A 14141-nucleotide genomic window follows, 5' to 3' on the forward strand; every position below is an offset into this window, starting at 1 on the left:
AGCCATGTTGAAAAACAAAACACAGAAATATCGTCAGTTTGCCTTACCATTTGCGGGCATGACCCCACCGCCCCTGCTGCCCGATGACCGCTGGCGCGCCGGCCACCTGGGCCGCCTGCTGGGCCATGCGCTGCGCCGTTTCGACGAGCGTGTGCTGCACCTGATGGCGCACGACCCCAACGTGCCGCTGGCGCTGTCCCATCTGGCGGCGCGTGCGCAGGTGGGCGCCGCCCACATCCACATCACCCGCCACCTGGGCCTGCAGGGCTCGCGCCTGACCGAACTGGCGCGGCTGGCCGGCATGAGCAAGCAGGCCATGGGCGACCTGGTGACGCAATGCGATGCCTGGGGCTTGGTGCGGCGCGAGGCCGACCCGCTGGACGCCCGGGCCCGGCGCATCGTGTTCACCGACACCGGCCTGCTCTGGCTGGAGGCGTTCCATCGGGCCGTGGCCCAGGCCGAAACGGAATTCCGCGCCCAGGTCGGCGACGAGGTGGCCACCGTGGTCGCGCTCGGCCTGGAGGCCTACGGCTCGGAAGCGGCGGAGCCCGCCCGACGCCAGCTCCGGTGAAGCGCCCCGGCGCCGGCTGGTGCGTCGTTTCATGCGCAGCGGGTGATGCTTGGGCAGCATGGAGAACTAAAATGGGACGATCCCTTCCGGCCGACAGGGGGCATGCGCAGCGGGACGCACCCGAACCGGCCCGTCCGACCCGATAACAAGGCGCTTGCGCCCGCTCCCCAGGAGACATTCATGCGCATCCTGATTGCCGAAGACGACCAGGTCCTGGCCGATGGTCTGCTGCGCAGTCTGCGCGCGGCCGGCGCGGCGGTGGACCACGTGGCCAGTGGCAGCGAGGCCGACGCGGCCCTGATGACGAACAACGAGTTCGACCTGCTGATCCTCGACCTGGGCCTGCCCAAGCTGCACGGGCTGGAGGTGCTCAAGCGCCTGCGTTCGCGCGGCTCGGCACTGCCGGTGCTGATCCTGACCGCGGCCGACAGCATCGAGGAGCGTGTCAAGGGCCTGGACTACGGCGCCGACGACTACATGGCCAAGCCGTTTTCGCTGCAGGAACTCGAAGCGCGGGTGCGCGCGCTCACGCGCCGCGGCATGGGCGGCAGCACCAACACCATCAAGCACGGCCCGCTGGAATACGACCAGGCCGGCCGTGTGGCGACCATCGACGGCAAGATGATCGAACTCTCGGCGCGCGAGCTCGGCCTGCTCGAAGTGCTGCTGCAGCGCGCCGGGCGGCTGGTGAGCAAGGACCAGCTGGTCGAGCGCCTGTGTGAGTGGGGCGAAGAGGTGAGCAACAACGCCATCGAGGTGTACATCCACCGGCTGCGCAAGAAGATCGAAAAGGGGCCGATCCGCATCGCCACCGTGCGCGGCCTGGGCTATTGCCTTGAGAAGATCTGATCCCCCCCGCGCCGGGCTTGCAGCCCGTCACCCCCCCGGGGGGGCAACGCGAGCGGCCCGGCAAAGCCGGTTCCGCCGCGTTCTGGGTCAGACACTTCTCGCGCCCCGAACTCTTCGGTTGGGCACCCACATTCGATGACGCCCGGTCACTGACATGTCCGAAGAAAAAAGACAGGACAGCGGCCCGGTGTCCTTTGGCTTGTTCCAGCGTGAGCAGCGCAGCCTGTTCGGCGAGATCCTGGACTGGATGCTCACGCCGCTGCTGCTGCTGTGGCCGCTGTCACTGGCGCTGACCTGGTTCGTCGCGCAGGGCATTGCCAGCAAGCCCTTCGATCGCGCCCTCGAATTCAACCTGCAGGCGCTCACGCAGTTCGTGGTCAGCAACGACGGCCGGGTCACGTTCAACCTCACGCCGCAGGCGCGCGACCTGCTGCGCGCGGACGACAGCGATCTGGTCTATTACCAGGTGCTGGACCCGCGCGGCGATCTCATCAGCGGCGAGAGCGACTTCCCGCTGCCGCGCGACAACGAAACCCCCGAACCCGGGCGGGTGCTGCTGCGCGACGACATCGTGCGCGGTGACGAGGTGCGGGTGGCCTACACCTGGCTCTCGCGCAACAACAGCATGCAGCGGCTGGTGCTGATGCAGGTGGCCGAAACCAAGGGCAAGCGCTCCACGCTGGCCACCGAAATCATCAAGGGCGTGATGGTGCCGCAGTTCGTCATCCTGCCGCTGGCGGTGCTGCTGGTCTGGCTGGCGCTGGTGCGCGGCATCCGCCCGCTCAACGAGCTGGAGCAGCGCATCCGCGCGCGCAAGCCCGACGATCTGAGCCCGATCGAAGAGTCGTTCATCCCGCAGGAGGTGGCGCCTCTGGTCTCTTCCATCAACGACCTGCTGACGCGGCTGAAGACCTCGCTGACGACGCAGAAACGCTTCCTGGCCGATGCGGCGCACCAGCTCAAGACCCCCCTGGCGGGCCTGCGCATGCAGGCCGAGCTGGCCCAGCGCGAAACCGATCCGGCGGAAATCCGCGGCTCGCTGCAGCAGATCGCGCGCGCCAGCTCACGCGCCACGCACACCGTGAACCAGTTGCTCGCGCTGGCCCGCGCCGAAACCACGGGCCGCACCTTGCCCAGCGGCACCGTCGACATGGCGCGGCTGGTCACGGACGTGGTGCGCGACTCGGTACCGCGCGCGATGGAATACGGCATCGACCTGGGCTACGAAGGCCCCGAGCAGGTGCCCAAGGAATGCCTGATCGAGGGCAACCCGACCCTGCTCGAAGAGATGGTGCGCAACCTGGTGGACAACGCCATCAACTACGCGGGCCGGGGCGGGGTGGTCACGGCACGCATGCTGGTCGACCGCTTCAGCGGCGTGATGATCCTGCAGGTGGAGGACGATGGCCCGGGCATTCCGGAGAACGAGCGCGAGTTCGTGCTGCAGCCGTTCTACCGGGCGCTGGGCACCAACGTGGACGGCTCCGGCCTGGGGCTGGCCATCGTGCACGAGATCGCCCAGCAGCACGGCGCCACCGTGCACATGGACGACGCCCAGCCCGGTCGCCCGAAGCCGGGGCTGAGGGCCTCGGTGCGGTTCGCGCCACGCAAGACCGCCCCGCAGGAATAGGGTCCGCGGCTCAGCGCGGCGGGGGTCATTCCAGGTGATTGCCCACGATGCCGGCGATCTCGAACATCGTGACCTGGTCCTTGCCGAACACCGGTCGCAGCTTGGCGTCGGCGTTCACGCGGCGCTTGTCCGCCGCGTCCTGCAGACCGTGGGCCTTGATGTAGTCCCACAGCTTCTTCACCACCTCGGGGCGCGAGACGGCGCCTTCGCCGATCACGGCCGCCAGCGCGGCGCTGGGCTGTTTTCCACTGGCCGCTGTGGTCTTGCGGGGCGCCTTGGGGGTCTTCACCACGGGCGTCTTTTTGGCCGCGGCTTTCTTCGCCGGCGCCGCCTTCTTGGCCGGAGCGGCCTTGCCGGCGGGCGCGCGCGCGGGTGCTCCGGTGGCTGTCTTGCGCGGCGGAAATTTGCTGGTGCGCGGTTCGAACTCGAAGTTCACCTTGCCCGCTTCCTTGTCCCAGGCCAGGAAGGCCTTGAAGGCGCGGCGCGTGCGCATGGAGACGAACTTGTCGAGCAGGTCCGTCTTGCCGGTTTCCAGCAGTTTCTGCATCTGCTCGCGCGCCACCGGCTGCTGCAGGATGATCTTGCCGCTCTTGAAATCGCAAGTCGGCGTGGCCTGCGCCATCGTGGGCACCGACTTTTCGCAGACGTAGTTGGCGCCGTGTTCGTGCACCGGACTGCCGCACTTGGGGCAGGCACCGAGCGACTCGCTGCCGGTGAAATCGACCAGCTCGCCGGTCTCTTCGTTCTTCTTGTCGTCGCCGAAGTCGAACTCGAGCTTCCAGTTCTGGTCTTCTTCGCTGAACTTGATGACGATCTCGGCCACGAAAGGCCAGCCCGCCTTGGAACGGAAGCCTTCGAGCGGGCCGATCTTCTTGTCACGCAGCAGGGTTTCGGCTTCTTCGGGCTCGAAGGTGCGGCCGGCCGGCGACTTGCCGAACGAGAAGCCGCAGCCCTCGCTGTTGCCGTCGGCGCCGGTGCAGCCGTAACGGCGGTAGTTTTCCTTCACCACGCCGCCGCAGTTGGGGCAGGGCGTCTGCAGGGTGGCGTAGTTGCCGGGGATGGTGTCGCGGTCGTATTCCTTGGCCTTCTTCACCATGCGCTCGGTCATGGCGGCGATCTCGCCCATGAAGGCGGCGCGGCTGAGCTTGCCGTGCTCCATCTGCGCGAGTTTGTATTCCCACTCGCCGGTGAGCTCGGGCTTGGAGAGTTCTTCCACGCCCAGACCGCGCAGCAGCGTCATGAGCTGGAAGGCCTTGGCCGTGGGAATGATCTCGCGGCCTTCGCGCAACATGTATTTTTCGGTCAGCAGGCCTTCGATGATGGCCGCGCGCGTGGCCGGGGTGCCCAGGCCCTTCTCCTGCATCGCTTCGCGCAGCTCGTCGTCGTCCACCAGCTTGCCCGCACCTTCCATGGCGCCCAGCAGCGTGGCTTCGCTGTAGCGGGCGGGGGGCTTGGTCTTCAGGCCTTTGGTTTCCACCGATTCGGTGCGCACGGTCTCGCCTTCGCGCACCGGCACCAGGTTCTGCCCCTTGTCGCCCTCTTTGGCATCCACCACGTCTTCGGCGGCTTCCTTGCCATACACGGCCATCCAGCCCGGTTTGACCAGCACCTTGCCTTCGGTCTTGAAGTGGTGATTGACCACAGACGTGATGCGCGTGGTCACCATGAATTCGGCGCTCGGGAAGAACACCGCCAGGAAACGGCGCACCACCAGGTCGTAGAGCTTCTGTTCGGCTTCGCTCAGGCCGCTCGGCGCCTGCAAGGTCGGGATGATGGCGAAGTGGTCCGACACCTTGCTGTTGTCGAAGATGCGTTTGCTCGGGCGGATGTAGCCGCCGTCGAGCGCGGTCCGGGCGTGCGGTGCCAGGTGCTTCATGCCGCTGCCGGCCAGCATCTCGAAGGTCTGCTTCACCGTGGGCAGGTAGTCCTCGGGCAGGGCGCGTGAATCGGTCCGCGGGTAGGTCAGGGCCTTGTGGCGCTCGTAGAGGCTTTGCGCGAGCTGCAGCGTGGTCTTGGCCGAGAAGCCGAAGCGGCCGTTGGCCTCGCGCTGCAGGCTGGTCAGGTCGTACAGCAGGCCGCTGGCCTGGGTCGTCGGTTTGCTTTCTTCCTTGACGCTGGCGGCCTTGCCGCGCACCGCGTCGGCGATCGCCAGGGCTTCGCGCTGGCTCCAGACGCGGTCGGCGCGCTGCTCCAGGTCGGCGTCTTCGCCGGTGGGTTTCTTGAAGGCCGGGTCGAACCACTTGCCCGGGTACTCGCCGGCCTCGGCCAGGAAGCTGGCGTGGATCTCCCAGTAGTCGCGGCTGCGGTGGGCACGGATCTTTTCCTCGCGCTCGACCACGATGGACAGCGTGGGCGTCTGCACCCGGCCGACCGTGGTGAGGAAGAAGCCGCCGTCGCGCGAGTTGAACGCGGTCATGGCGCGCGTGCCGTTGATGCCGACCATCCAGTCGGCCTCGGATCGGCTGCGCGCCGCGTCGGCCAGACCCTGCATCTGCGCGTCGCTGCGCAGGTGCTCGAAGCCGTCGCGGATGGCCGCGGGCGTCATGGACTGCAGCCACAGGCGCTGCACCGGTTTGCCCAGGGTCTGGTAGGCCCCCCCCTTGAAACCGCCGGCGTACTGCTCGATCAGGCGGAAGATCAGTTCGCCCTCGCGGCCCGCGTCACAGGCGTTGATGAGGCGGGCCACGTCCTTGCGCTTGGCCAGACGGACCACTGCGCTCAACCGCGACTTGGTCTTGTCGATCGGCTTCAACTCAAAGTAGGGCGGCAGCACCGGCAGATGGGCAAAGCTCCACTTGCCACGCTTGACGTCGAATTCCTCGGGCGCGGCGATCTCCACCAGGTGGCCCACGGCCGAGGTGACCACGTACTGGTCGTTCTCGAAGTGATCGTCGTGCTTGTCGAACTTGCCCGCGACCGGGGTGAGCGCACGCACGATGTCCTGGGCCACGGACGGCTTCTCGGCGATGACCAGCGTTTTGGCGTTGCTTGCCATATTGGCATTGCTCGCCGTTTTGGCGAAACCTTCGGTTTTCATCTCTACAATCAACTTTCACGCGCGCATGCACGCGCACACATGGGTACGCACACACACGCGCGCACCTGCATGAAACAACCTTACCAAAATTTTTGTCTGTGACGAAAACCCCCGGTTTCGCTGAAAACCCCCGCCCGTCGCGCCCCGCGTCCGCCAATAAGGAGCCCGCCACGGGCAGCCGCCGCATCCAGACGCGCCGCTCGGGCGTGCACGGCAAGGGCGTCTATGCCGTGGTGGATCTGGCCGAGGGCGAGACCCTGATCGAATACGTGGGCGAGATCATCACCTGGGACGAGGCCCTGCGCCGCCACCCGCACGACCCCAGCGACCCGAACCACACCTTCTACTTCCACATCGACGAAGACCACGTGATCGACGCCAAGGTGGGCGGCAACTCCTCGCGCTGGATCAACCACAGCTGCCAGCCCAACTGCGAGGCCGAGGTGGACGATGGCCGGGTGTTCATCCGGGCCCAGCGCAACATTGCCGCGGGCGAAGAGCTGTTCTACGACTACGGCCTGGTGATCGACGAGCCCTACACCCCGAAGCTCAAGGCCGAGTACCCGTGCTGGTGCGGCGCGCCCCGCTGCCGCGGCACGCTGCTGGCGCCCAAACGGGCTGGCAAAGCGTCGAAGCTAGGATGACCCCCCTGCGCCGCTTCGCGTCTTTCCCCCTGAGGGGGGACAACACCAGCGCTCCGGCAAAGCCGGTTGCGCGGTGTTCTGGGCTGCAGGTACGTCTCTCCGGTCATGTCTGACCTACTCGCCCACGTCGAATCGGTCTGGCAGGCGGTCGTGCCCGACCTGCCGGGTTTCACCGTCGAGGTGCTGCCCAGCATCGATTCCACCAACACCGAGCTCATGCGCCGCGCGCGTGCAGGCGCCATGGACCCCGTGCTGCTGGCCGCCGAACAACAGACCGCCGGGCGCGGGCGTCTGGGCAAGGCCTGGCACAGCCGGGCCGGTCAGTCGCTCACCTTTTCATTGGCACTGCCGCTGGCACCGGCCGATTGGTCGGGCCTCTCGCTCACCGTGGGGGTGAGCCTGGCCGAGAGCCTGCACCCCGACGTGCGCCTGAAGTGGCCCAACGACCTCTGGCTGCACGAGCGCAAGCTCGGCGGCATCCTGGTCGAGACGGCCGGCACCGGTGACAGCGCCACCGCTCGCCGCACGGTGGTCGTGGGCGTGGGTATCAACATCGCCCGGCCCGAGAGCGCGGCCGTGGGTGCATTGGCGGGTGCACCGAATGCGCTGCCCCCGGTGGCACCGGCCGGACTGGCCGAGGTGCTGGTCGGGGTCACGGTCGGCGAGGCGCTGGAACGCGTCGCGCCCGCCCTGGTGCGCGACGTGCAGCGCTTCGAGCGCGAGGGGTTCGCGCCGTTTGCGGCGCGCTTCGCACGCCGCGATGCCCTCAGCGGCCGCGCCGTGCGTTTGTCCGACGGCGTCGAAGGCATGGCCGAGGGGGTCAGCCGCCAGGGGGCCCTGCAGGTGCTGACGCCACAGGGCCTGCGCGAAGTCACCAGCGCCGAAGTGAGCGTGCGGCCATGCTGAGAGCGGCGGCCATCCTCCTGCTGCTCGCCAACCTAGCCTATTTCGCCTGGACGCAAGGCCATCTGGAGGCGCTCGGTCTGGTGCCCCAGGAGCAGCGTGAACCCGAACGCCTGCAGGCGCAGGTTCAGCCCCAGACGCTGCGCCTGCTCAACGGGCCGCGTGCGGTGGAGCCAGCGCCGCCACCGGAACCGGTGCAGACGGCGGCGCCCGGCCCGGACGTGGCAGGCACCGGCGCCGAGGCGCCCGCCACACCACCCGAACCCACTGCGGCGCCAGCCACCGAGGCACCGGCGCCGGTCGCAGAGGTTCCGGCCAATCCCATCCCGCCCGCGCCACCCCCCCCTGTTGCCCAAACGCCGGAGACCACAGCCTGCTGGCAGGCCGGCGGCTTCACCGAGGCCCAGACCGAGGCGCTGCGCACCGCCCTGGGCCAGCTCGACCTGCCGCGCAGCTGGCAGTTCATCGAAGCCCGCAGCGGCGGGCGCTGGATCGTTTACATGGGCCGCTACGACAACCAGGAGCAGGTGGAGCGCAAGAAGGCCGAGCTGCGTGAGCTGAAGGTCTCCTTCCGCGAGCTGTCGGCCGCCGGCCTGGGCCCCGGCCTGGCGCTGGGCACCTACTCCAGCGAAGCGGCGGCCGAGAAGGCCCTGGCCGACATCGTCCGCACCGGCGTGCGCACGGCCCGGGTCGCGCAGGAGCGCGCCGAGTCGAGCAGCTTCACGCTGCGCCTGCCCCGCATCACCCCCACGCAGCGCACTGCCGTGGCCGGGCTGAGCCCCCTGTTGGCGGGCCGGCCGCTCAAGCGCTGCAACTGAGCCTCAACGGACCACCTTCACCGGCAGCGCCTGCGCCCGCTGCCCCTCAAACCAGTCCAGGGCGTCGTTCCACAGCGGTCGAGCCCGGGGGCGGAAGTAACCCATGTGGCCGATGGCCCCCAGGCCGGCGCGGCGCGGGTCGATGCTCACGGCGCGCACCGCGGTGTTGCGGTAGCCGGCCATGAAGGCGTCGCGCGAGGCCGGGGGCGCCCAGGCGTCGTCGAGCGCGTTGACCGCCACGATGGGAAAGCGCACGTCATCGAAGCGCTCGGTGACGGCCTGCATGTGGGGGTCGTCGAAGAAATAGCGCGGGTAGTTGCACCACCGGCGCCACTGGCGGTACACGTCCAGCGGCAGGTCTTCGCCCATGCCCAGCCGGCTCCAGGGCAGGTACCCGGCCGCGCGCGTCCACACCGGCCCGAGCACGCGCCACAAGAAAAGCACCCGCAGCCGCTCCAGCGGCGGCATCCAGCCGTGCCAGCCGGCGCCGGTGGCAAAGGTGTAGGCACCGTCCACCGCGCTGGGGTCGGGCAGCAGCCCGAGCGCGTGGCCGCCGTAGGAGTGGCCCACCAGGTACAGCGGCACGCCGTCCAGACGCATCGCCTCGACACCGGCGGCCAGATCGAGCCGGCCCCAGTCCAGGTAGTCCATGCGAAAGCCCTTGAGCGTGGCCGGCGCCGACTGGCCGATGCCCCGGTAGTCCAGGGTGAGCACGTCAAAACCCCGCTGCGCCGCGTGTTCCGCAAAGCGCCGGTAGAAGCCCTGGGGCACACCGGTGGCGCCGCCCACCACCAAGTGTGCGCGCGGTGGCGTGGGGCTCCTGAAACGGTGGGCCACCAGCGGGTAACCATCGGCCGCCCGCAGGCTCAGGCGCTCGCCGGCCACGGGGGATGCCGCAGAGGCGTCCAGGTCAACAGATGAGGACATGGAATCAGGCTCCTTCAGAAGAGGCGAGCGCGCCGGGCGACCGCGCCGACAGCAGGGCCAGCAAGCTCATCGTGGCCTGCTGGATCGGTTCGCTGCTCTGCGCCACGCGGGCCTGCAGCAGTCCGCCTTCGTAGGCGGCCACGATGAGGGCGGCCAAGCCCTGCGCCTGCGCGCGCGGCTCGCCGGCCCGCTCCAGCGCCTGGGCGATGCGTTCGCGCACGCGGGTGAACGCCCGGGCCAGTGCTTCGCGCAGCGCGGCGTCCTGGGCCGTGCTCTCCAGCGCCACCGTGGCCAACGGGCAGCCGGACTCGAAGCCGCTGTCCTGCAACCGGGCGGTGGCGCCGCCGACCCAGCGGCGCAGGGCGTCGAGCGGGTCGGGCGTGGCGGCCAGCAGGGCGTCGAGCCCACGCAGCATGCGGTCCACCACCGCGTCGATCGCCGCGATCGCCAGCTCGGTCTTGCCGCCGGGGAAGTGGTGGTAGAGCACGCCCTTGGGCGCCCCGGCCTGCTGCAGCAACTCGGTCAGACCGATGCCGTGCAGGCCACGGCGGCGCAGCGCGTCGGTCATGGCGGCGATGAGGCGTTCGCGGGTGCCTGGGGTGGAAACGTCGGACATGGCGCGAATCTATAGACCGGTCGGTCTAGTGTCAAGTGCCATGTTGTCGCCTGTGTTCACACCCCCCGATGAACACCGTCAGCCCAACAAAAAAGCGCCCGAAGGCGCTTTTTTGTTGGGGGAGACCGGTATCAGCCCGCCACGACGCGCGCCATCTCCAGGCACTTGTTCGAATAGCCCCACTCGTTGTCGTACCAGGCCACGACCTTCACGAAGGTGCTGTCCAGCGCGATGCCGGCGTCGGCGTCGAACACGCTGGTGCAGGTCTCGCCACGGAAGTCGGTGGCCACGACCTTGTCGGTGGTGTAGCCCAGCACACCCTTCAGGGCGCCTTCGCTCTGCGCCTTCATCTCGGCACAGATCTCGGCGTAGCTGGCTTCGCTGTTGAGTTCCACGGTCAGGTCGACCACTGACACGTCGGAGGTCGGCACGCGGAAGCTCATGCCAGTCAGCTTCTTGTTCAGCTCAGGGATCACCACGCCCACGGCCTTGGCAGCGCCGGTGCTGCTGGGGATGATGTTTTCCAGGATGCCGCGGCCACCGCGCCAGTCTTTGTTGCTCGGGCCGTCCACGGTCTTCTGCGTGGCAGTGGCGGCGTGCACCGTGGTCATCAGGCCGCGCTTGATGCCCCACTTGTCGTTCAGCACCTTGGCCACGGGGGCCAGGCAGTTGGTGGTGCACGAGGCGTTGGAGATGATGGCCTGGCCGGCGTAGGTGGTGTGGTTCACGCCGTAGACGAACATGGGGGTGTCGTCTTTGGAGGGCGCGGAGAGGATGACTTTCTTGGCGCCGGCGTCCAGGTGTTTCTGGGCCGTGACCTTGTCGAGGAACAGGCCGGTGGATTCGATCACGATGTCGGCGCCGACTTCGTTCCACTTCAGGTTGGCGGGGTCGCGCTCTTGCGTGAGGCGGATGGTCTTGCCGTTGACGACGATGTTGCCACCTTCGACTTTGACCGTGCCTTTGAAGCGGCCGTGCACGCTGTCGTACTGGAGCATGTAGGCCAGGTAGTCGGGTTCGAGCAGGTCGTTGATGGCGACGACTTCGATGTCGGCGAAGTTCTGGATCGCGCTGCGCAGCACGTTGCGCCCGATGCGGCCGAAGCCGTTGATGCCGATCTTGATGGTCATGTCCTGTACTCCTGATGGATGAAAAGTGAAAAGGAAACCGTCTTATTTCGCCAGCACGGCGCGCACCGTATCGGCCACATTCTCTGGGGTGAAGCCGAAGTGCTTGAACAGCACCGGCGCCGGAGCGGATTCGCCGTAGGTGTCGAGGCCGACGACCGCGGCCACGCCGTATTTCCACCAGCCGTCGGTGGAGCCCATTTCCACCGCGATGCGCGGCAGGCCCTTGGGCAGCACGTCCGCCTTGTAGGCGGCGTCCTGGCGGTCGAAGGTGGTGGTGCTGGGCATGGAGACCACACGCACGGCGATCTTGTGCTCCCGGGCCAAGGCTTCCTGCGCCTTGAGCGCCAGCTGCACTTCGGAACCGGTGGCGATGATGACGGCCTGGGCCTTTTTCTTCAGGCCCACTTCGGCCGGCTCGGCCAGCACATAGGCGCCGCGGCTGATGTCGCCGAGCTCGTGCTTGGGCGCGTAGGGCAGGTTCTGGCGGCTCAGCAGCAGCGCGGTGGGCTTGTTGCTGTTTTGCAGGGCCACGGCCCAGGCCACGGCGGTTTCGGCCGTGTCGGCCGGGCGCCAGACGTCCAGGTTGGGGATCAGGCGCAGACTGGCGGCGTGCTCGACGGACTGGTGCGTCGGGCCGTCTTCGCCCAGGCCGATGGAGTCGTGCGTGAACACGTGGATCACGCGCTGCTTCATCAGCGCGGCCATGCGGATGGCGTTGCGGCTGTAGTCGGAGAACGTGAGGAAGGTGCCGCCGTAGGGGATGAAGCCGCCGTGCAGCGCCACGCCGTTCATGATGGCGGCCATGCCGAATTCGCGCACGCCGTAGTTGATGTGGCGGCCGCCCTGGCCGGCTTCGTTCTTCACCACGTTGCCCGCCAGATCGAAGCGCAGGCTGGGGGTGGACTTGGTGTTGGTGAGGTTGGAGCCGGTCAGGTCGGCGCTGCCACCCAGCAGTTCGGGCAGGGCGGCGGTGAAGGTCTCCAGCGCGATCTGGCTGGCCTTGCGGCTGGCCACGGTCTCCGCCTTGGTGTGCGCGGCGAGCACGGCGTCCACGGCGACCTGGTGGAAAGCCTTGGGCAGCTCGCCCTTCATGCGGCGGGTGAATTCCTTGGCCAGCTCGGGGAAGGCGGCCTTGTAGGTGGCGAACTGTGCGTTCCAGGCGGCCTCGGCGGTCTTGCCGGCGGCCTTGGCGTCCCAGGCGGCGTACACGTCTTTCGGGACCGCGAACGGTGCGTGGCTCCAGCCCAGGGCCTCGCGGGTGAGCTTGATCTCTTCGGCGCCCAGCGGCTCGCCGTGGGCCTTGGCGGTGTTGGCGCGGTTCGGGCTGCCCTTGCCGATGGCGGTCTTGCAGCAGATCAGCGTGGGCTTGTCGGCACTGTTTTTCGCCTGGCGAATAGCGCGGTCCACGGCGTCCACGTCGTGGCCGTCCACGGCGCGGATCACGTTCCAGCCGTAGGCCTCAAAACGCTGGGGTGTGTCGTCGATGAACCAGGGCGCGACCTGGCCGTCGATGGAGATGCCGTTGTCGTCGTAGAGCGCGATCAGCTTGTTGAGCTTCCAGGCACCGGCAAGCGCGCAGGCTTCGTGGCTGATGCCCTCCATCAGGCAGCCGTCGCCCAGGAAGGTGTAGGTGTGGTGGTCGACGATGGCGTGGCCGTCGCGGTTGAACTCGGACGCCAGCAGCTTCTCGGCCAGCGCCATGCCCACCGCGTTGCTGATGCCCTGGCCCAGCGGGCCGGTGGTGGTTTCCACGCCGGGCGTGTGGCCGACTTCGGGGTGGCCCGCGGTCTTGCTGCCGAGCTGGCGGAAGCTCTTCAGTTCACCGATGGGCAGCTTGTAACCGGTCAGGTGCAGCAGCGCGTAGATCAGCATGGAGCCGTGGCCGTTGGACAGCACGAAGCGGTCACGGTTGGCCCAGGCGGGGTTGGTCGGGTTGTGGCGCAGGTGGCGGCCCCACAGGGCAACCGCCATGTCGGCCATGCCCATGGGCGCGCCGGGGTGGCCCGAGTTGGCGGCCTGCACCGCGTCCATGGCGAGCGCGCGGATGGCGTTGGCCTGGGTCTGGGGCGACACACCGGGGACGGCGGCAGGGGCGGGGCTGGTGGGGGTGTTGGCGGCGTCGAGCATGGGGGGAACCGGAGGGTGGGGGGATGGCGGCGCGAAAGCGCCAAACCCAGGATTTTATCGGGCCGCCCCATGGCCCGGCGCGGTGTGGTCTGCCACACGCGGCGCGCGCCCATAATTCGAGGGCCACCGCACCCCACACCCATGCCGAGCCCCCACCCCCTTCAACCGCCCACCGCCGCCATGCTGCTGGCCGCCGGACGCGGCGTGCGCATGCGCCCACTGACCGACACCACGCCCAAACCCCTGCTGCCGGTGCGCGGCAAACCGCTGATGCAGTGGGCCATGGAGGCGCTGCAGTCGGGCGGCTTCACGCGGCTGGTGGTGAACACCGCCTGGCTGGGCGAGCAGATTGAAGAGCACTTCGCCGGCTGGCCGCTGGCGCACCCGGGCGCCGAGCTGGCGTTTTCTCACGAGGGCCAGGACTTTGGCTACGCGCTGGAGACGGCCGGCGGCATCTCTCGCGCGCTGCCGCTGCTGGACGACGTGTTCTGGGTGCTGGCGGGCGACGTGTACGCGCCCGGCTTCGCCTTCAACCAGGCCAGCGTGGACCGCTTTGCCGCCAGCGGGATGCTGGCGCACATCTGGCTCGTGCCCAACCCGGCGCACAACCCGCGGGGCGATTTCGGCCTCTCGGCCGACGGACGGGCCCTCAACACGGCCGATGGCGAACGATTCACCTACAGCACCATCGGTCTGTACCGCCGCGCGCTCTTCGAAACGCCGTGGTGCGAGGTGCTGCCCGGCAACCCCCAGGGCACGGCCGAGCCGCTGGCGCCGCTGCTGCGCCGCGCGATGGACGCCGGGCGGGTCAGCGCCGAGCTCTACACCGGCCCCTGGACCGACGTGGGCACGCCCGAAAGGCTAAAAGAACTGGGCTGAAGAAGTGGAG

Annotated in this window: 12 protein-coding genes; 7 read left to right on the top strand and 5 right to left on the bottom strand. The window is 68.5% G+C overall.

Annotated elements, in window-relative coordinates; translation table 11 throughout:
* Positions 1 to 58 precede the first annotated feature (58 nt).
* The 3 genes from HTA01S_RS24140 (at position 59) to HTA01S_RS24150 (ending at position 3050) form a co-directional block, all read left to right on the top strand.
* Entirely contained in the window at positions 59 to 571 is a 513-nt protein-coding gene (locus HTA01S_RS24140) for a MarR family winged helix-turn-helix transcriptional regulator (protein WP_068176569.1), read from the top strand.
* A 180-nt stretch (positions 572 to 751) separates the two neighbouring features.
* On the top strand, positions 752 to 1420 hold the full coding sequence (locus HTA01S_RS24145; RefSeq protein ID WP_068176542.1) for a response regulator: 669 nt from the start codon (positions 752 to 754) through the stop codon (positions 1418 to 1420).
* Positions 1421 to 1574: 154 nt separating this feature from the next.
* Positions 1575 to 3050: a sensor histidine kinase gene (locus HTA01S_RS24150; protein WP_068176544.1), complete on the top strand. Its 1476-nt coding sequence runs from the start codon at positions 1575 to 1577 to the stop codon at positions 3048 to 3050.
* A gap of 25 nt (positions 3051 to 3075) precedes the next feature.
* On the opposite strand, the gene HTA01S_RS24155 is transcribed toward HTA01S_RS24150, so the two are convergent.
* Positions 3076 to 6045, bottom strand: coding sequence for a DNA topoisomerase III (locus HTA01S_RS24155; RefSeq protein WP_068176572.1), 2970 nt, complete (start codon positions 6043 to 6045; stop codon positions 3076 to 3078).
* 140 nt (positions 6046 to 6185) lie between these two features.
* Between HTA01S_RS24155 and HTA01S_RS24160 the strand changes: the two genes are divergently transcribed.
* The 3 genes from HTA01S_RS24160 to HTA01S_RS24170 all read left to right on the top strand — a co-directional run bounded on the left by HTA01S_RS24160 (position 6186) and on the right by HTA01S_RS24170 (position 8452).
* Complete coding sequence (locus HTA01S_RS24160) at positions 6186 to 6731, top strand: SET domain-containing protein (RefSeq protein ID WP_084236560.1); 546 nt, start codon at positions 6186 to 6188, stop codon at positions 6729 to 6731.
* A gap of 105 nt (positions 6732 to 6836) precedes the next feature.
* Positions 6837 to 7637, top strand: a complete 801-nt coding sequence (locus tag HTA01S_RS24165) for a biotin--[acetyl-CoA-carboxylase] ligase (protein WP_068176547.1) — start codon at positions 6837 to 6839, stop codon at positions 7635 to 7637.
* Entirely contained in the window at positions 7631 to 8452 is an 822-nt protein-coding gene (locus HTA01S_RS24170; protein WP_068176550.1) for an SPOR domain-containing protein, read from the top strand. Before HTA01S_RS24165 ends, HTA01S_RS24170 begins: the two co-directional genes overlap by 7 nt.
* Before the next feature lie 3 nt (positions 8453 to 8455).
* Here HTA01S_RS24170 and HTA01S_RS24175 read toward each other — a convergent pair whose 3' ends face one another.
* From HTA01S_RS24175 to tkt, 4 genes are all read right to left on the bottom strand, one after another.
* Positions 8456 to 9379, bottom strand: coding sequence for an alpha/beta hydrolase family protein (locus tag HTA01S_RS24175; RefSeq protein ID WP_068176555.1), 924 nt, complete (start codon positions 9377 to 9379; stop codon positions 8456 to 8458).
* 4 nt (positions 9380 to 9383) lie between these two features.
* Positions 9384 to 9995 (bottom strand): TetR/AcrR family transcriptional regulator, encoded by a 612-nt coding sequence (locus HTA01S_RS24180; protein WP_068176557.1) that lies wholly within the window; start codon positions 9993 to 9995, stop codon positions 9384 to 9386.
* A gap of 131 nt (positions 9996 to 10126) precedes the next feature.
* A complete protein-coding gene (gene gap / locus HTA01S_RS24185) occupies positions 10127 to 11125 on the bottom strand; it encodes a type I glyceraldehyde-3-phosphate dehydrogenase (protein WP_068176561.1) in 999 nt (332 codons plus the stop codon).
* 42 nt (positions 11126 to 11167) lie between these two features.
* Positions 11168 to 13252 carry a transketolase gene (gene tkt, locus HTA01S_RS24190; RefSeq protein ID WP_068176564.1) on the bottom strand — a complete coding sequence of 695 codons (2085 nt, stop codon included), beginning with the start codon at positions 13250 to 13252 and terminating at the stop codon, positions 11168 to 11170.
* Between the two features lie 180 nt (positions 13253 to 13432).
* Between tkt and HTA01S_RS24195 the strand changes: the two genes are divergently transcribed.
* Positions 13433 to 14131, top strand: coding sequence for a nucleotidyltransferase family protein (locus tag HTA01S_RS24195; RefSeq protein WP_068176566.1), 699 nt, complete (start codon positions 13433 to 13435; stop codon positions 14129 to 14131).
* Positions 14132 to 14141 lie beyond the last annotated feature (10 nt).

Origin of the sequence: Hydrogenophaga taeniospiralis CCUG 15921, from assembly GCF_001592305.1 — a bacterium.
GTDB classification, from domain to species: Bacteria; Pseudomonadota; Gammaproteobacteria; order Burkholderiales; family Burkholderiaceae_C; genus Hydrogenophaga; species Hydrogenophaga taeniospiralis.